Source organism: Kluyvera ascorbata ATCC 33433, from assembly GCF_000735365.1.
GTDB lineage: Bacteria > Pseudomonadota > Gammaproteobacteria > Enterobacterales > Enterobacteriaceae > Kluyvera > Kluyvera ascorbata.
The window spans coordinates 1-16,578 of sequence record NZ_JMPL01000101.1 but is presented as its reverse complement, the minus strand read 5'-3'; the positions used below and the strand labels follow the sequence as shown (position 1 = coordinate 16,578).

At 48.6% G+C, this 16,578-nt stretch carries 20 protein-coding genes and 2 pseudogenes; 10 read left to right on the top strand and 12 right to left on the bottom strand.

What is annotated here, in order from left to right; translation table 11 throughout:
- The 5 genes from GKAS_RS18495 to GKAS_RS18475 all read left to right on the top strand — a co-directional run.
- The coding region (locus tag GKAS_RS18495; protein WP_156105160.1) for an aminotransferase class I/II-fold pyridoxal phosphate-dependent enzyme at positions 1 to 296 on the top strand (296 nt) is incomplete at its 5' end.
- Between the two features lie 292 nt (positions 297 to 588).
- Positions 589 to 969, top strand: coding sequence for a Csu type fimbrial protein (locus GKAS_RS18490; RefSeq protein WP_246870748.1), 381 nt, complete (start codon positions 589 to 591; stop codon positions 967 to 969).
- Positions 970 to 989: 20 nt separating this feature from the next.
- Positions 990 to 1,706 (top strand): fimbrial biogenesis chaperone, encoded by a 717-nt coding sequence (locus tag GKAS_RS18485; protein WP_035896376.1) that lies wholly within the window; start codon positions 990 to 992, stop codon positions 1,704 to 1,706.
- Positions 1,672 to 4,026, top strand: coding sequence for a fimbria/pilus outer membrane usher protein (locus GKAS_RS18480; RefSeq protein ID WP_051910802.1), 2,355 nt, complete (start codon positions 1,672 to 1,674; stop codon positions 4,024 to 4,026). Before GKAS_RS18485 ends, GKAS_RS18480 begins: the two co-directional genes overlap by 35 nt.
- Positions 4,005 to 4,955, top strand: a complete 951-nt coding sequence (locus GKAS_RS18475; RefSeq protein ID WP_035896375.1) for a Csu type fimbrial protein — start codon at positions 4,005 to 4,007, stop codon at positions 4,953 to 4,955. The genes GKAS_RS18480 and GKAS_RS18475 overlap by 22 nt, the downstream gene beginning before the upstream one ends.
- Here GKAS_RS18475 and GKAS_RS18470 read toward each other — a convergent pair.
- On the bottom strand, positions 4,945 to 5,517 hold the full coding sequence (locus GKAS_RS18470; protein ID WP_035896374.1) for a TetR/AcrR family transcriptional regulator: 573 nt from the start codon (positions 5,515 to 5,517) through the stop codon (positions 4,945 to 4,947). The genes GKAS_RS18475 and GKAS_RS18470 overlap by 11 nt on opposite strands.
- 91 nt (positions 5,518 to 5,608) lie before the next feature.
- Between GKAS_RS18470 and GKAS_RS18465 the strand changes: the two genes are divergently transcribed.
- Complete coding sequence (locus GKAS_RS18465; RefSeq protein WP_035896373.1) at positions 5,609 to 6,079, top strand: nuclear transport factor 2 family protein; 471 nt, start codon at positions 5,609 to 5,611, stop codon at positions 6,077 to 6,079.
- Positions 6,080 to 6,185: 106 nt separating this feature from the next.
- Here the strand turns inward: GKAS_RS18465 and GKAS_RS18460 are convergent, their stop codons facing one another.
- Together GKAS_RS18460 and GKAS_RS18455 are read right to left on the bottom strand one after the other, a co-directional pair.
- A complete protein-coding gene (locus tag GKAS_RS18460; RefSeq protein WP_035896372.1) occupies positions 6,186 to 6,575 on the bottom strand; it encodes a VOC family protein in 390 nt (129 codons plus the stop codon).
- Between the two features lie 248 nt (positions 6,576 to 6,823).
- Positions 6,824 to 7,234, bottom strand: a pseudogene (locus GKAS_RS18455) (DinB family protein); the annotation flags it as partial.
- Positions 7,235 to 7,314: 80 nt separating this feature from the next.
- On the opposite strand from GKAS_RS18455, the gene GKAS_RS18450 reads away from it, so the two are divergent.
- Complete coding sequence (locus GKAS_RS18450; protein ID WP_035896370.1) at positions 7,315 to 8,337, top strand: DUF2971 domain-containing protein; 1,023 nt, start codon at positions 7,315 to 7,317, stop codon at positions 8,335 to 8,337.
- 16 nt (positions 8,338 to 8,353) lie between these two features.
- On the opposite strand, the gene GKAS_RS18445 is transcribed toward GKAS_RS18450, so the two are convergent.
- The 4 genes from GKAS_RS18445 to GKAS_RS18435 all read right to left on the bottom strand — a co-directional run bounded on the left by GKAS_RS18445 (position 8,354) and on the right by GKAS_RS18435 (position 11,448).
- Positions 8,354 to 8,953 (bottom strand): tail assembly protein, encoded by a 600-nt coding sequence (locus GKAS_RS18445; RefSeq protein ID WP_035896369.1) that lies wholly within the window; start codon positions 8,951 to 8,953, stop codon positions 8,354 to 8,356.
- On the bottom strand, positions 8,940 to 9,080 hold the full coding sequence (locus GKAS_RS25595; RefSeq protein WP_231625927.1) for a DUF1441 family protein: 141 nt from the start codon (positions 9,078 to 9,080) through the stop codon (positions 8,940 to 8,942). The genes GKAS_RS18445 and GKAS_RS25595 overlap by 14 nt, the downstream gene beginning before the upstream one ends.
- 263 nt (positions 9,081 to 9,343) lie before the next feature.
- A complete protein-coding gene (locus GKAS_RS18440; RefSeq protein WP_035896368.1) occupies positions 9,344 to 11,257 on the bottom strand; it encodes a ClpP-like prohead protease/major capsid protein fusion protein in 1,914 nt (637 codons plus the stop codon).
- Complete coding sequence (locus GKAS_RS18435; RefSeq protein WP_035896367.1) at positions 11,254 to 11,448, bottom strand: hypothetical protein; 195 nt, start codon at positions 11,446 to 11,448, stop codon at positions 11,254 to 11,256. The genes GKAS_RS18440 and GKAS_RS18435 overlap by 4 nt, the downstream gene beginning before the upstream one ends.
- 704 nt (positions 11,449 to 12,152) lie before the next feature.
- On the opposite strand from GKAS_RS18435, the pseudogene GKAS_RS25590 reads away from it, so the two are divergent.
- Positions 12,153 to 12,335 (top strand): annotated as a pseudogene (locus GKAS_RS25590) (hypothetical protein); the annotation flags it as partial.
- Positions 12,336 to 12,586: 251 nt separating this feature from the next.
- On the opposite strand, the gene GKAS_RS18425 reads toward GKAS_RS25590, so the two are convergent.
- From GKAS_RS18425 to GKAS_RS24135, 4 genes are read right to left on the bottom strand one after another with little or no spacing between them, the layout of a single operon-like run.
- Entirely contained in the window at positions 12,587 to 14,386 is a 1,800-nt protein-coding gene (locus GKAS_RS18425; protein WP_035896365.1) for a DNA primase family protein, read from the bottom strand.
- A complete protein-coding gene (locus tag GKAS_RS18420; protein WP_035896364.1) occupies positions 14,383 to 14,751 on the bottom strand; it encodes a hypothetical protein in 369 nt (122 codons plus the stop codon). Before GKAS_RS18420 ends, GKAS_RS18425 begins: the two co-directional genes overlap by 4 nt.
- Positions 14,748 to 15,056 (bottom strand): hypothetical protein, encoded by a 309-nt coding sequence (locus tag GKAS_RS18415; RefSeq protein ID WP_035896379.1) that lies wholly within the window; start codon positions 15,054 to 15,056, stop codon positions 14,748 to 14,750. The genes GKAS_RS18420 and GKAS_RS18415 overlap by 4 nt, the downstream gene beginning before the upstream one ends.
- On the bottom strand, positions 15,049 to 15,321 hold the full coding sequence (locus tag GKAS_RS24135) for a host cell division inhibitor Icd-like protein (RefSeq protein WP_072011433.1): 273 nt from the start codon (positions 15,319 to 15,321) through the stop codon (positions 15,049 to 15,051). Before GKAS_RS24135 ends, GKAS_RS18415 begins: the two co-directional genes overlap by 8 nt.
- A gap of 131 nt (positions 15,322 to 15,452) precedes the next feature.
- Here GKAS_RS24135 and GKAS_RS24935 point away from each other — a divergent pair, with 131 nt between their 5' ends.
- A complete protein-coding gene (locus GKAS_RS24935; RefSeq protein ID WP_035896363.1) occupies positions 15,453 to 15,632 on the top strand; it encodes a hypothetical protein in 180 nt (59 codons plus the stop codon).
- Between the two features lie 18 nt (positions 15,633 to 15,650).
- Entirely contained in the window at positions 15,651 to 16,229 is a 579-nt protein-coding gene (locus tag GKAS_RS18405; protein ID WP_035896362.1) for a hypothetical protein, read from the top strand.
- A gap of 45 nt (positions 16,230 to 16,274) precedes the next feature.
- On the opposite strand, the gene GKAS_RS18400 is transcribed toward GKAS_RS18405, so the two are convergent.
- On the bottom strand, positions 16,275 to 16,499 hold the full coding sequence (locus GKAS_RS18400; protein WP_035896361.1) for a helix-turn-helix transcriptional regulator: 225 nt from the start codon (positions 16,497 to 16,499) through the stop codon (positions 16,275 to 16,277).
- Positions 16,500 to 16,578 lie beyond the last annotated feature (79 nt).

Genomic DNA, 16,578 nt, shown 5'->3' with positions numbered 1-16,578 from the left:
ATTATTTGCAGGAAAATATGCGTTATATCGAGCAGACGCTGAATACCGCCTTCCCGGAATTAAAGTGGGCGATGCCACAAGCAACCTATCTGGCGTGGATTGATTTACGCCCGCTGAGTATTGACGATCGTGAACTACAGGACGTGTTAATTAAGCAGCAGAAGGTCGCCATTATGCCGGGTTATACCTACGGCGAAGAAGGCAACGGCTTTATTCGTCTGAATGCGGGATGCCCGCGCGTGAAGCTGGAACAAGGCGTCGAACGGCTGATCGCGGCAATTCGTACCCTGCGTTAACCGCTATTGCGCAATACCGCCAGGCATTGCGCAAGATTTTTCTACTAGTTATCAATTGTAAATATCAGATCAGTTCATTCACATTTCTTAGACATAGCACGATTACTCACTCTAAGATTATTCCCAACCTCTATTCTCCGCGCCGTTATTATCCCACCCCGAAAATTATTAATATTTAGCGAGTTTTAAAATGATTAACCGTCAAGCCACTGTATTAACGCTGACTGCGATTAGCATTTTATTTTCATCTGCTGCATTTGCAGATGATTCACAGTTGACGACATCTGCGGATATGCACGTCAAATTAACCGTCGAGAAATCTTGCCAGATAAGCGTTGCTGATATGGATTTCGGTTCACACGCCAGCGACTCCGGTGAAATTGACGTTTCTGCAGACGCCTCTGTGACCTGCACCAACGGCACCAGCTATAGCCTCACCAGCGAGAGCGGTCGCACTTATGCAATGAAAAACAAAGACGCTTCGGAAACGGTGGCCTACAACCTGTACGGTGACTCCGACAGAACAAGCGACCTCTCTACGACCGCGATTTCTGGCAGCGGTAACGGCTCCGCTCAGGTGATCCCAATTTACGGCAAAGTGGCTTCTGATGCGCTGGCGCAAGCGCCCGCAGGCGACTACGCCGATACCGTAACCCTCACCGTCACTTACTAATTTAACTCCGGGCTTAGCATATGAAACGTAAACTGGCTGGCATCATTCTTTCTACTTTAGGAGCGCTATTAGCCCTGCCTTCATATGCGGCCACCCTGCAGGTGTATCCGGTGAACGTCGGTTTTTGTGCCGGGGAAACCGCCCAGGCTATCTACGTGAAAAACGTCGGTAGCGCGGCTATCGGCGCACAAATTCGCGTTTACGCCTGGCACCAGCAAAACAACAAAGACTCCCTCAGCGACACCGAAGATTTGCTGGTTAGCCCGCCGATGACCAGCATTCCCGCGGCTCGCCAGCAGCTTATCCGCGTGATCCTCCCGGTGCCGCCAAGCGGCGATACCGAGCGGGCTTATCGCCTGGTGGTAGATGAACTGCCCGGCAGTAACAACATGGCAGAAAAAGATGGCGTGCGCTTTCTTCTACGCTACTCCATCCCGGTTTTTGTGAACTGCAAAGACCAGCAGCCGGATCTCAACCGCGTGACGTTCTCCATCGACCGTCTCGCGCATCCGGTGATGCTTAAAGTCCGTAACAATGGCACACAGCACCTCAAGTTAAGCGACATCACGCTTCACGCCGGTGCACAAAGCGTGTCGATGAGTAAAGGGTTGCTTGGCTACGTACTGCCTCAAAGTGAAAAGGAATGGCCTTTACCGAAAGGAATGACTAATGCGTCATCTTTATCACTAAACCTGAACGATAATGAGAAACAACAGACCATCAATATTACTCCGTAATACCCTACCGCTCTGGTTTTTGGTCTGCACTCACGCATACGCTGCAGCAAATGCGACGCTTTACCTGACCGCAACGGTGAACGGGCAGGTGATTAAAGGCTTCGTGAAAGCCAAAAATAGGGATAATAAGCTCTATATTTCCGCCAACGATGCCAAAAAACTCGACATCGAAACGGCCTCTCTGCCTGAAAAACAGGGCTATCTCGATCTCAGCCCTCAGGATGGCCTGGACGTCACCTTTGATAATCTGAGTCAGAGCATCAACATTGTGGCCAGCAAAGAGTGGCTGGGTCGTGACAGCCGCCTGGTCAACCGCAATGGTTCGCACCTGGTTCATAACTCTCAGCTTTCGCCTGAAGTCCGTGGTCTGGCGTTGAACTACAACATCTTTACCAGTCACGAAAGCGGTGAGCAGGATACTTCACTCTTCAGCGAGTTTCGGACCTTTGGCCTGGGACCCGGTTTTTTTAGCTCATCGTTTAACAGCAAAGACACTACCAACACAACCGACGCCGAACGCGGCACGCGTCGGTTAATGAGCAGTTGGGTGTATCAAAACGTCGACAAACTGTTCTCAATGACGCTGGGCGACAGTTTTACCACCAGCCAAAGCTGGAACAACAGCGTACGTTTTGGCGGCATCAATATTGCCCATAACTACGCCACACAGCCTAACTTCAGCACCTCATCGCAGGATATTCTGACCGATAGCGTCACTCTGCCATCAACCGTGGATTTGTACGTCCGCGGGGTGAAAGCGTCTTCGCAGCGCGTTGACCCCGGGCAATTTACCCTCAATACCGCGCCGATTTTCACCGGCAACGAAGGCGCGCAGGTGGTGATTACCGACATCAACGGCCAGCAGCGCGTGGTGAATCTCGATCTCTATGGCGCCACGCAATTACTCTCTGCAGGGCTAAATACCTGGGGCGTGAGCGCGGGCTGGGTACGAAAAGATTACACCTACCAATCAAATAGCTATGACAGCCAATTTGTCGGCGTCGGCGACTGGCGCTATGGATTCAGTAATAAATCGACGGTTGGGCTACATGCCGAGCAAAGCGTGCAGCTGCACAATGAAGGGATGGGCTGGGATTACCTGCTGTCACCGACGCTCGGCGTATTTCATCTTAACGCCTCAAACAGCCAGTATGATGATAATAGCGGCTCGCAGTGGGGTTCCGGCTGGCAGTGGAATAACCGCCGCTATAACGTCGCACTCAACCATTCCCAGGCCAGCAACGGTTATCGGGACGTGTCATCAATTGCGGACAATACCCTGACGACCCGTGAAGATTCCGCGTTTGCCAGCGTGACTTTTGATGCTGCCGGCACATTTGGGGTGAGCTGGGTGAACCAAACCTATCAGGACTCCTCATCTCAGTATGCTGGCGTGTCGTGGTCTAAAAGCTACGCCCATGGCATTACGCTTGCCACCAGCCTGACCCGTGAACTGGGCGAGGAACGCAATACGACGGTTTTCCTGAACGTCAGCATGCCGCTTAACCAGCACAAAGATTACCTCTCGCTGCAAGACAGCCATGATAACGATGGCAACGCCATGCAGGCGAGTCTGGCACACTCGCTCGATGCGAATAAGCCGGGATGGGGCTGGAACATGTCGGCCCAAAATGGGGATAACGCCGCCGTCCACGCTACCGTCCAGCATCGTAATCACTGGAGCGATATGGCATTGGGCTTTAACCGCCAGGACAACGCCAGCGATTATTATGGCTCTCTGTCTGGCGCGCTTGGCCTGTTTATGGGTCATCTGTATGCCACCCGCGTGTTGGGTAGCGCCTTTGCCATTGTTGATACCTCTAACGTACCCGATGTACCGGTTTATCTGGAACACCGTCCTGTCGGTCATACCGATAACAATGGGATGTTGTTCCTCAATAACCTTAATCCGTATCAGGAAAACCGTCTGGATATCGATGTGCTCCAGTTGGACGAAGAATACCGCGCACCTTATACCAGCGAGGTACTGATCCCGAAAACCGCCAGCGGCGCGCTGGCTAAATTCACCATTTATAAAACCCATGCGCTACTGATGACGGTGAAAACCGCTGACGGTAAAAACGTGCCTTTCTCGGCGCAGGTCAGCGTGAGTACGGCGCAAGGTGAAGCGCCATCACACGGCACGCAACAAACCATCGCTGGCTACGATGGCAAAATATACCTTGAAGACCCACCGGCTAGCGGCAAAGTTAGCGTTCAATGGGCATCTTCATCCTGTCAGGTGACGCTGCCGCAGCAGCGTAGTCATTCCCATTCCGTAGAGGTCATCAACGCGCTATGTCAGTCACTCGCTCATTAGGGTTCATCAGCCTGCTTCTGGCGCTAATGGTGGTATTGTGCCCTGCCGCAAAAGCGGCAGACTGCTGGAACGGCAGCCCTCCCGGGCTCAATTTTGGCACCGTTACGCCAGGCGCAAGCAGTACCACCAGCACAAAGCTGTCGTTCACCTGCAATAACTACGATGGCAAGGCCGAGTATGTTCGCGCCTGCCTGAAGCTCATGGCAGATGATCCTATCCCCATGAGCCAGAATGAGCCTTCGACCACACCGCTCTATTTTTCGCTCTACTCCATTTACGATCTGCACCATCCCCTGAGTCAAAACGGTGACGTTTACGCGCAAATTGATATGGAACTGGGGGGGAGTCAAAGTAACGTCGAGCATGATATTCCGCTCATCGGCAAGATAAACGCTGGGCAGACGGATATCAGCGCCGGAACATATTACGATTACGCCACCAGCGTACAGATCCGCTACGCCTCAGCATCATCAATACAGTCGTTGCCCTCATGCAGCGGGCTCTCCGGGACACTGGTTACTGACCAAATCAGCGCCACGGCGACGGTGAAAAATGGCTGTGAGATTGTCAGCACCGATGATATGGAATTTGGTAGCAAAACCCCCGCCGCGACGAATTTGTTGCAGGCAAGTTCAACCGCCAACATCAGCATTCAATGCCCAACGGGTACGTCGTATTCCGTCGGAATAGGCCATGGTCTGCACCCTGACGGCAATGCGCGTTCGCTGTGCCATAACGACGAATGCGTCAGCTACGGCCTCTATCAGGACGCCGCGCATTCCATTGCATGGTCACAAGACAACCAGGAGAAACAATACTCCAGCAGCGGACAGCCGCAGGAGCTGGTGGTCTACGGGAATATCCCCGCGCAGAAATGGCCCTCTCCCGGCGTTTATACCGATACGGTAGTGATTACGCTTACCTACTAGCAGCCAACAGCGCGTTTAACATCTGGCGTAGCTGCCCTGCGACCCGATCAACGGGATAGCCCATCTGCGCGTGCATGATAGCGCCATCCAGCGCCATGACAACGGCAGCAAGCGCTGAATCATCCAGTGACCACCGTGTCGCCAGCTCGGCGGCCACGGCGGCTTTATGATCTCGAGTCAGTTGCTCAACCTCGGGCAGTACCTCACTCATCTCTGTCGTCGCATTCAAAAACGCACAGCCGCGAAAGTCAGGATCGCTCCACCAGAGGCACAGGGTGGAGAGCAACGCTTCCACTGGGTCAGGCGTCGTTACATCGTGCTGTTTTAGCGTATTGGAAAACCAGTCCATCCATAGGGTATGGCGGTAATCCAGATAAGCGAGGATCAGTAAATTTTTGCTGGGAAAGTGGCGATAAAACGTCACTTTGGTGACGCCAGCATGCTCGATAATTTTATCTATTCCCGTAGCGCGAATACCGTGGAGATAAAATAACGTGTGTGCGGATGTCAGGATTTTCTCTTTGGCACTTACGGCGCGCGGGTTGCTGTTTTCCCTGTTCATCGTCTTTTTTCTCCGTTGACAAACGCTGGTAGTCGGAATATTTTAGCACTAAGTAGACAGACCTGTCTACATTGCTAACCCGGAGACTCCTATGAGCACTAGCCGCCCACCGCTTCCTCCTTTTACGCGTGAAAGCGCCATTGAAAAAGTCCGCCTCGCAGAAGATGGCTGGAATAGCCGTGACCCGGCCAAAGTTGCTTTGGCCTATACGCTCGATACGCAATGGCGTAACCGTGCCGAGTTCGTCAATGGTCGCACTGAAGCGCAGACATTCCTGGCACGGAAATGGAAAAAGGAGTTTGAGTATCGGCTCATCAAAGAGCTTTGGGCGTTTGAAGGCAATCGCATTGCCGTACGCTATGCCTATGAGTGGCATGATGATTCCGGCAACTGGTATCGTTCATACGGTAATGAAAACTGGGAATTTAACGACGAAGGTCTGATGCAGCGCCGTTTTGCCTGCATCAACGACCTGCCCATCCGCGAGGATGAACGTCTGTTTCATTGGTCTCAGGGACGCCGCCCGGACGATCATCCCGGGCTTAGCGAGTTAGGGCTGTAGCCGCAACATCCATCACGCGGTCACTTGTTCAAGCCCTACAACGCTTATCCGTCGCACATTATTCGGTATTAATTGACGTTATAAACGGTTATGAATAACGCATGGCCTATTTAGGCCATGCGTTATTCTGAAATACCACTCTATATCCATCGGGATCCGCAAACGTTCTGCCATTAATATCCCAATAAGGATTAAACGATGGCACGATGGCGAAACCGGCTTCGTGCATTCTCGCACAGGCGAGCAGCCACTCATTTTCTTGCCGATAATAGAGGACGAGTAAATCCTCTTCTGTTTGCAAAGGCTGTACGGGATGATGTCGGCATTCGGTGAACTCCATATGCCAGCCTAATTCCTTCCGCCCTAGCATCACACCATTAAAACCGTCGTGATCGTTGAATCCGCCAACGTGCTGTAATTCCAGACCCAGGCAATACATCATGGCCGATCTTTTAAGATCGGTAACAGGCCTGGCAATACGCATATGGGTAAACATCGGGATAACTCCTTTTGAATGTCAATTATTGCGCGCTGAAATGCTGTTGAGTCTACACACGATGGTATTTTTGATTTGTCCGTTCGAGCTTCCCCTCATTAGAAAATAATGCAACTCCTTAATTTTAAGGTAAAGATCAACACAATGATGCCGATACTTGTGCTGGTAAGGGAGGACGCTACGGCGATGTATCTCATTAAAATACCCCTTCGCTGGTACCCCCGTTACGCCGACAGACTTTAAAACGGCTAGCCTGTATGGTGATGATCCCTAAGAAAAACGGTCAGCACATCTTTAGGCGGCGTGACCCCACTTTGCGATAGCAGCCAGCCCACAGCACCGCGATGATAGGTTCCATGTAAAAGGACATGGTTGAGCATATCAATCACGCTCATTTCACCCCGCCCACCATCGACGAAACGGAAGGTTATGATTTTAGTCAGGTCAACAGCTCGCATAGTACGGACATACTGGATATACCAATCCGTACAGGCCGTCATTGCGGCCATAAGCTCATCGGTTGTCGGGGTTTCTGGCGTATTCAATGCCGTATAACCATGCGACTGTCCGGTGAGGTTAGCCTTGAAAATACTGTCAACCACATAAATGTGGTTCATCATGCAATGCTTTGAAAACAACCCACTGGTTTTAAAGCGTTTTCCCCTATATCATATTTGTCGTTTTAAGAGCTGCAATACACTTTGCAATACACTTGGAAACGTAAAGAGAACTCTCAAATATGTATTATTTTAAATATTTTAGAAATGACACTTATTTCGAAAAATCAATAAGATATAACGAACTTTTTTTCGCTTCCAACAGCACGCTAAACGATCCAATGGATTTGTGGTTCAATCCTGTGCTTTGGGATGACATCGAAAAATGGAAAAAACTTCTAGAACATCTAAATTATTTTGGGATATATTTTTCAGATTATATTACAAAACCTCAAGATGACAGTTTTTATATAGATATAAACAAATTATTCTGCAACCAGAATTTAATGCAGATAGTTGAAGATAAATCACAAATCCAAAGAGATGTAGCTAAAATAATAGAAAACCATAATCTAGCATCAGGTCAAGACATTGATTCTGCCGCATCATTTTTGATTGGTAAATTTTGCAGACTAAAGGATGAAATTAATTTCTTATCTGTTTCCTTTAGTAAAGACCCATTTAATTATCTAATGTGGTCGCATTATGCCAATGGTTTTAAGGGATGTGTCTTGATTTATGATTTTGAACATGGAAAGACAGAATTAAAAAAGCACATTTATGGAGGGGATGTATTAAAAGTAGAAATGCAAGACGTAACTTATTTAGATAGAGTAAGCCAAGTTGATTTATGGTCGTTAATATTCAACAATGTCTTTACAGACAGTTCATGCTTCATCTCTAAAAATAAACACTGGGAATATGAGAAAGAAAGCCGACTTGTAATCTTCTCTCAAACAAGGTCAGCAGGAGAAATACTTCATCATGAAGTGTCTTTGGTAAAAGGGGTTATTTTTGGTTCTCGCTGTGATGTTAATTTTAAAGAGCGAACAATAAAAGCCTTGCACGAAAATAGATCGTTTGGAGAACAGAACGATTTTTTATCATTCGATTCAGCATTAAATAACAACAATGAAATTCAAATAGTATCCGGCAATACTCACAACATAAAAACAGGAAGAGTAAACAAAATGACTCGTGAAGTGGTTGCCGAGTGGAATAACAAGTTCGACTATACTAAAAATATCATCGACAACCTTACTTAAATTGAACAGGGTTTAGCTATAGTTTATCTTCTACATATATTCCTGCCGAAATTATAGCGCCGCCTATGCGGCGCTTACCGTAACCAAGTGGCACAGGATACCCCTGAGCCGCGGTGTTAGTCACACCACCAAAGGCGTAGGAAGCTTTATTGTCGGCATCCTGTTTGCTGGCTAATCCGGCTGGTTGCGGTGACAACATCTGAACGACACCACCTAACATCATTGCTGCACCAACCTTATATCCAAATGCTGAAAATGGGTTACCGGGTGCGAAATAACTCCCGACAGCTGAAGCCGCAATGATGACCGCGCCTAGTATTGTCTGGAAGATACCAGCCTTCTTACTACCGATAATTACAGGAACTATACGAATTTCCCGACCGCCATTAGGGAATGCCAGGTCATCCTCTCCAACATTCTTTTCACCTACAAAAATTGCAAACGTCAACCCGCGGGCTTTACTGGTATTCATGAACTTCTGGAATCCAGGAATGGTGGCTGATAACGCTCTAAATGCTTCCCGTGTTGGCCCGATAACCCTCTGGTGCTCCCTTCCAAATAATTTAGCCAGTGACCCGCTCAGTTTGATATTTGTCATTACTTCAGTGTTCTGCATTCTGGCTTCCCCCGGTGGAATAGATTGCCGATAAGGCTGATTTCAGGTCGTATAGTTTTCTCTTACAGCTGCTGCCTGGTGCGGGTGGAATATCCCGCAGGCGCTTTGATACTGTCTGCCGGTGCATCCCCGTGGCGCCAGCCAGCTCAGTAATCGTCAACCGTATTTGTTTCATCATTACCCCCAAAGATGACGAACAAAAAACATACAATCCATCATCTTTCCTGTTTTTCATTATTTTCATGCATTTAAAATCAATCAGTTAGCACATGATGATGATGACCATACAATTCAAAAACGAGCCGTTTCCCGCGATGCCGCCGCCCCGTGGCAGGTCGCCCCACCCGGAGGACCCACGTGAAATGGGCGGTTGTGGCCGCCCCGCTGCTCTTATGCCCCACTCGATTTGACCAGCCCGCGGTAGTCCAGCGCAGCCACACCTGCATCGATGCGCACCTTCCAGGCGATACCATCAACGGTAAAGCCCTCCTGCTGCTCAAGATATGGCGTATCCATTCCGTCGAGATAAGCTACCTCGATGGTGTCTGTGCCCTGTGCCGCCGCAACATACCACTGCTTGTTGTCCGCCTTATCCAGTCGCGGCTCAACCACCACCTGAGCCATATCTTTAACCACGTTAATAATGCCAGGGTTCTGGTTCAGTGTGCCGTCCTGGTCGACCGGGAACAGCGAGGAAGATGAGAGCACCGCGCGATTGGCTGCCCCTTCCAGAGCCGCAGGAACGAGGATATAGGCTGGGATGACATTGATTGGGTCGCCGTTTGCATCCTCCTGCAGGCGCATAGCCTTACGGGCCTCATTGAGTCCGTCTGTATCCATCCCTTTAGCAATGAGGTTTTTATGGTCGGCGTGGAACAGCGCTTTACCATCGGTGAACTTACTGTTCGCTGTCAGGTTGAGGTAGACCAGATTACCTACGGTACGCGCCGCAGCGCGGCCCATTGCCTGGGGAATGGTCGTTAACTGGTTCAAATCGTCATTGATGACGGCCTGGCGCGTAATGGAGAAGATATTGCCGTACGTCGCCAGAGCGATAGGTACGCCACTATCGCTAGTTGTGACATATTTATACTCAGCACCTTCCGGCACCTTATCCAGCTCAGAGAAGCCATTCAGTCCAACGCGCTTGGCTTCATGGAAGTTGGAGAGCGAGCCGGTTTTAGTCCATTGCTGGAATGTTTCGCCGCTGTTCTGCCAGCCGGTCAGCACCGACTTTTCAGCGCCACCAGCCAGGATATGCGAGAAATCGCTGCTGCTGTGCGTAAATGCCATGTTCACAATCTGCGAACGGTTGCCAAAAGCACTAACGCTGATACCGCGATCCACCAGCGAAGCCTGAGCCATGTCAAACAGGCTCATCATGGCGTAAGGGTTTCCGCGTTCGGCGCGTTCGTGACCCAAACGGGAATAAAGCCCCTGGCGGATAGCATCGCCGGTGATGTTGCCGTTACCTGCGTAAATGTGTGCATCAGTGGTTTTGTTCGACGGGGTGGCATTTTTGCCCAGTGAGGCCAGCAACATGTCTTTCGCTTTATCCGGCGTACAGTCCACATCCTCCAGGCACTGCATCTTCAGTGAATCATGCTTACCGCCGAACATAGCAAACAGGTCTTTAATTCCGTTGATGCGGTTCTGTTCCGGTACCGCGCTGCCGGTGGAACCTTTCGGGTTGGTGATCATCCCTTTAATTTCTTTTGGCATATGCTCAAAATCCTCAATTCGTTTCGATTCAATACAGGCCATCGCGCTGACCGCCGGTAACAGCTCATCCGCGAAGCCCTGAGCCACACACTCACGGCCATCCATCCAGGTCTCACTCTCCAGCATGGCCCCCAGCACTTCGGCTGATTTACCTGTTTTGCGGGCGTAAGCCGGGATCAGGACGCTTTCCACCTTGTCCAGCAACTCGGCATAGTCGCGCATATCGTTGGCATTACCGCCTGAAATGCCCCACGGCTTGTGGATCATCATGAGTGCGTTTTCCGGCATAACGATGCGGTCGCCGGCCATCGCAATGACTGACGCCATAGAGGCGGCCAGACCATCGATGTGCACTGTGACTTTTGCCGGGTGTTTATTCAGAAGGTTGTAGATAGCGATGCCGTCGAACACGTCCCCGCCGGGTGAGTGGATGTGAAGGCTGATATGGGAAATATCGCCCAGGGCTTTCAGATCCTCAGAGAACTGCTGGGCAGTGATACCCCAGCCGCCAATCTCTTCGTAAATACTGATATTGGCGCTGGCGGCATCGCTGGTCGCTTTTATGGTGTACCAGGATTTCATACCCATGCCCCCAGCGTCTGCTGATGCCAGTAGTTCACGCTGCTACGCACTATCTGGCCTTTAGTGGGTACCGGCATCTCCGGATGATTCTTACGGATGAATGCCTGGTACTCTTCGATCTTCTTCATAGTTTCAGTATCGATATGAACCGTACTGCTTTTATCTCGCTGCTTATTGTTTCGTTCTGCCATCTTTTCATCCTTATCGTCGTTGATGGTACATGCGCAATAATTGATCACTAAAAGTGGTAAGTAAAATGTTTTTTATCATTAAAATCGATTAATGATTTTCGTAATTATTTCGTAATCTTTCTTGATACTTGTGACTAATGGAGTCAAAGCTGATGGAAGTTTTAGGTTTGCCAGGCCACCAACCAACAATCGTTTTTGCCCGCATTGAGAAATTGGTAAAAGCTGCTGATAGTCGACTTATACAACTAGTCACAAAATGGTCGTTTATGACTGCTGGACCAAAATTTGAAGTTGAGCGTTTCGATGGGTCAAAAATTAGCTTTCAAGGCATTAAATTTGCGGGTACTACAGTTGACGTTTTCTGGCGAGGATTTATCGAACCTTATATTGAAAACGAAAGTGTCCACATACTTGAGCAGGCAGGAGAATTAGCTTCAGAATGTGGAATCTTACCTGAGACGGTCGTTAATGAAGCTCGTTGCCTACTTCAGGTGATGGTTCGCCGTGTCTATGAGCAAATGGCTGAGGTCGACCGTACTCTACGTGGAGATGGTCTTAGTTTTCCGGATAAAAGAGATGTCACTTCATACATAGCAGCAATGTCTGCTTATATTGATAGTGAAGCAAAGATTGTTGTTTTGAAAGCCTCGAAGAATCGGGGACAATTAGCACCAAACTTTCACTTCTCGGGTTTAAATAATGCGCAGATCCAGATCGGAGATAATAACAACCAACTAATGCAAATATCAGTCCACGAATTTGTCGAAAAAATTGCCAAAAGCGGAGATCAGGAAGCAAAATCCTTGTTGGCTAAGGTACTGGAAAATAGCACAGTTGCTTCGGTCATTGGTGCTGGGGCATCAGCCTTATTCTCCTTACTAAAATAACATGCTTTAAGTATTCACCTCTTCACCTTTGAAATTTTATCAATTAAATTCAGTTGGTTAGATGGTGAAGACCATTCTTTCAGGTATTCACTAGTGTTCACCCCCCTTCACCCTATAGGGCAAAAAGCAATCAAAAGGTGAACGGGTGAATACTTGGTGAATACTTAATAAATAAGTGTTCACCTCTGAACACCCTGTTATTAATTGGATTTTTAACGGGATGACTACTGGTGAACACTTTATCTATAACTTTACTCTACCCCTTCATTCTCAGTAGTAGCTGCACATGATGGCATCCAGTCACCAGAATCATCATGCAGGGTTACGTTGGAGCGGATGCCGTGTTTAGTTTTCCGCTTCTGGTATTCTTTCCCATACTCAGCCATTGCTCCCGGCATATCAGTACCGAACCGCATTAACGATACTGGCTTGTTCAAACCATTGGCTCGCATGTATGCCAGGTAAGCGTGATACAGATATTTGCGCGGGCTGAATGGCACTATCTCGGCATTGCCAATAAGCATCCCATCACACACTACGGATGCCATCAGATAGCCGCAGAAGTCCACCAGCGAATCACCTTCACGCTTAATCGCCAGAGCCTCCTCTGACTTCTGTTGTTCGTGCAGTAAGCGCCTAGCATCGTCCTGATCAGCAAAACGAGTAAGGAGGTGGCGAATCACCACGGCCAGTTCACCCTCTATCTTCTCGGCCAGCAATGTGTCACGTTCGTTTTCTGGTACCACTTCGGTGAAGTTGAATATCACCCGCCGACGCGAGATACCGCCACTGCGGTCGCTGAACGTCATGGCATTGTTATTGACGGCCAGCACGACAGCCTGTATCCGGGTCGAATACGGCGCTTTGTGTTTGGGGTCGATGGAAACCTTATCACCGCCGGTAATGGCCTTTATCCCGGCACCGTCGCCAGCGTAGCGGGTCATATCCGGCATGATGATCAGCGAGTAGCCGACCACCAGCGCCCTGTCCCTGGCATCCTCCAACGCCTTCATACTGGCCGACACTGTATTGGCCTTGCCCGCCAGCATGGTGCAGATTTCCGCCATCACGCTCTTGCCGCTACCACCCGGCCCTGTAACCTCCAGGAATAACTGCCAGTCGTACCGGTTCGCCAGCACCATAAACAGCGCAGCCAATACACGATCTGTCTTTCGGTCATTGTTGGCCACGGAACGGCGAAGCCACTTCCAGAAGTTAGGCGCATGGCTGGCCACCGTTTCCCCTTCGGCTGGTGGACTGAAAGGCAACTCACTGGCGATCAGCAGCCAGTCTGTTTTGCTGTGCTGCCGAAATTGCCCCGTTCGGGTATCAAATACCCCATTGCTAAAACCAACCAAGTTTCGGGCCGTCACGCCCATCACCGGTAGGCTCAGTTTCATGGTTTCCACCGCTGACTTAATGGCGTTCTGTGAATAGGCCACCTCAGCATCGATATAAATTTGCGCCATTTCACGCTGCAGCTCCTTATCCGGCACCGGGTTCCACACTATGCCGTTATAGTGATGAACCGTGTCAGAGTCGGCATGAATAGCCAGATCGTCATCATAACGAGCCAGTAGTACCTCCCCGCGCTGGCTGGCCCCCATCTGATTCAATGCCGGTGCTACTCCGTTATGGGCTGGTTCACGTTTCGTGACCGGAAGATCGACAACAACGCTATCCGTCCTGATCCTCTCCAGATAATCATGCCAGTCCTCTGGATGTCGGTCGGGAATACCTTTATAAAGTTTGGCATCCTGCACTCCTGCCCGCGCCAGCTTCTCACCAATGGCATTAATCAGTATCGGCTCAATGCTCCCTGCCAGATACACACGGGCACTACGGCGCCCTTTATCAATAATTTGCAGATTATCCAGCTCTGCCAGCTGCTTTGGCCCCAGATAGATAGGCGGCGTCGTATCTTCGGCAATTTGCTTACCTAGCCCCTCTTCCCATCCCTTAGCGTGGGCATATGCATCAGAACCGGCAAAAATAACGGCCTCTGTAAACTTTTCCTTTGGCAGGTGTTTCAGGTTCGGAGCACTTTTCATTTTGGGATTCCCCCACTCATCTGGAACTTGCCGATCAGTGGATGGAACCAGTAAGCAGATCCGTATTTGCGTTTGGCGCTGCGAAGAACTAAACGGGCCGCTTCTCTAAATTTCTCATCAGGTGCAATAAAACCACCCGATTTCAGCTTAACCAGCATAACCCCGGTATTCTTCGCCAGCTCCTCAGCCTTTTTGGTCGATATACCAAACTCTGCCGCCAACGTCGCAACTGGTGTCATGCCAGGAGGAATTTCGCCTCCCTGACTGTCAGTTAACGATTTGATCTGCGTCTCGAGCGAAAGCATTTTATCCACCAGCAGATCTACGCGTTTTTCGAGTTCGTTAAATTTCACGTTGCTAATCATTCGGCGGCCCCCTCTTTTTCGCTACGCACTACAGCACCAGCATTTTCTTCTGCCGTCCTAATAGCTACCTGAAAGTTGCCCAAGCAACGCATGAGTAATCCAACATTGAACATGTCGGCACGTAACGATTCTTCGTCGTAATCTTCATTAGAAGATGCGAAGTACATCAGGTTACCTATAGATACCAAACCAAGCGGAAGTGTCGTACCAGCTTCATCAGCAGCTGTTAAAACCTGTTTCGCTGTGTTCGCGTCACAATTGTAGTTAGCGTCTATAAGTAACTGGAGATTGTGCATATCAGCCATGAGCAACCCCCGAAGCATCGATTTTCCCGCCGATAATTGACCAAAGGGTCTGGCTGTCATGGTCTGCCCATGTGACTGAATATGGGCTTTCAGTTCGAATTTTTGCTGCGAAGGTCAGTTCCCAACCGCTGAAAGCATCACGCGCAATTTCCTCTGTTGCAGCTGTCGTTCGAAGAACTACTGGATTACATGTGTGTCCTTTAGGCATTCCTAGGAACAACCATGTAAATTTAGGGTGAGTTTGGGTATGCTGTGTTCCAGCCATAGTCGTTACTCCAGTTAACGGTTTGGTTAGACGCCCCAAAGTGGTTCCAAGCACTTTTGGGGCGTTGCTTTTTTCATGATTCGTATGTAATGTGTAATTACACATAACACATTACATTAGGTGTAATTAACGTGTCAACACACAAGAATGAACGTAGAGGTAATCCGCCTTTCCAATTCCGTTTAGACCCGGAACTCAGGGAAATGATGGAGAAAGCCCAAGAAATTGATGGTGACGAATCCCTAGCAGCATGGATCAAGCGCATTATTAGAAAAGAATTACAGAACCGTGAACTAAATATAAAAAAATAATACATAGGGATACATTATATGAAAAACTTAAAAGAGATGACCCAATTAATAAATGAGAAATATCTTAACTCAAACAATAAAAGAAAAGGTGATTTGGGCGAAGCTCTAGCCATTACACATTTTGAAGAAACAAACCAGGGTTTCATTCATGTACATCAAGAAGACTGGTCTTACCCAAATAAAATGCGTGAAAAAAATGCTCAACGTCCAGATTTTTACATGCTACCAATGGGTAATGAAATCACAGCAGTAGATGTAAAACATTGGGAGTTAAATGATAATCTGGATTTTGAACTATACTCGAGTGAGCTATTAAGATATATAGAGCTTCAATTGTATCTAATGGAGATTCATAGCAAATCTATAGATGATTTCGATGATATTTTGATTAAGTTCTTCGTAATACCATCACAATTCAAAGGCGATGCATTCGCAGAAGTTTCATTACAAGAAATGGTACAAAATGAACTTACCCTTGAAACAAGGGAACCTAGCGGAAATGTAATTAAAAACGTAATTTACAGAGTTTCCATTAAAGACCGTTTAATAAAAATTGGTACCAAGTCGGATAATTACAACCCTAATGAGATAGCCTAAGCACTATATATAGTTGCCTCGCCCAACGGTGAGGGCAACAATATTTTATTTCCATTCGCCTCGAATCCAAGCCTGTACCTCTGAAAGCCGATACGCAACTGCTGATGGCCCAATCTTGATGCGTTTTGGAAATTTTCCTTCCTGTTCCATGCGCCAGCGCGTCGAATTTGAAAGCGTGGTCATAGCGCGGCACTCAGGTTCACGAATCATTCGGTCAAGCTCAGGCATCAACTGTAAATCTTCATTTTTCACTACGGATAACATAGCCATATCAGGCGCTCCTTTTCTTAATCACTTTGACTATTTTTTCTTCACCCACCAGCCCATCAAGATAATCAACCCATCGGTC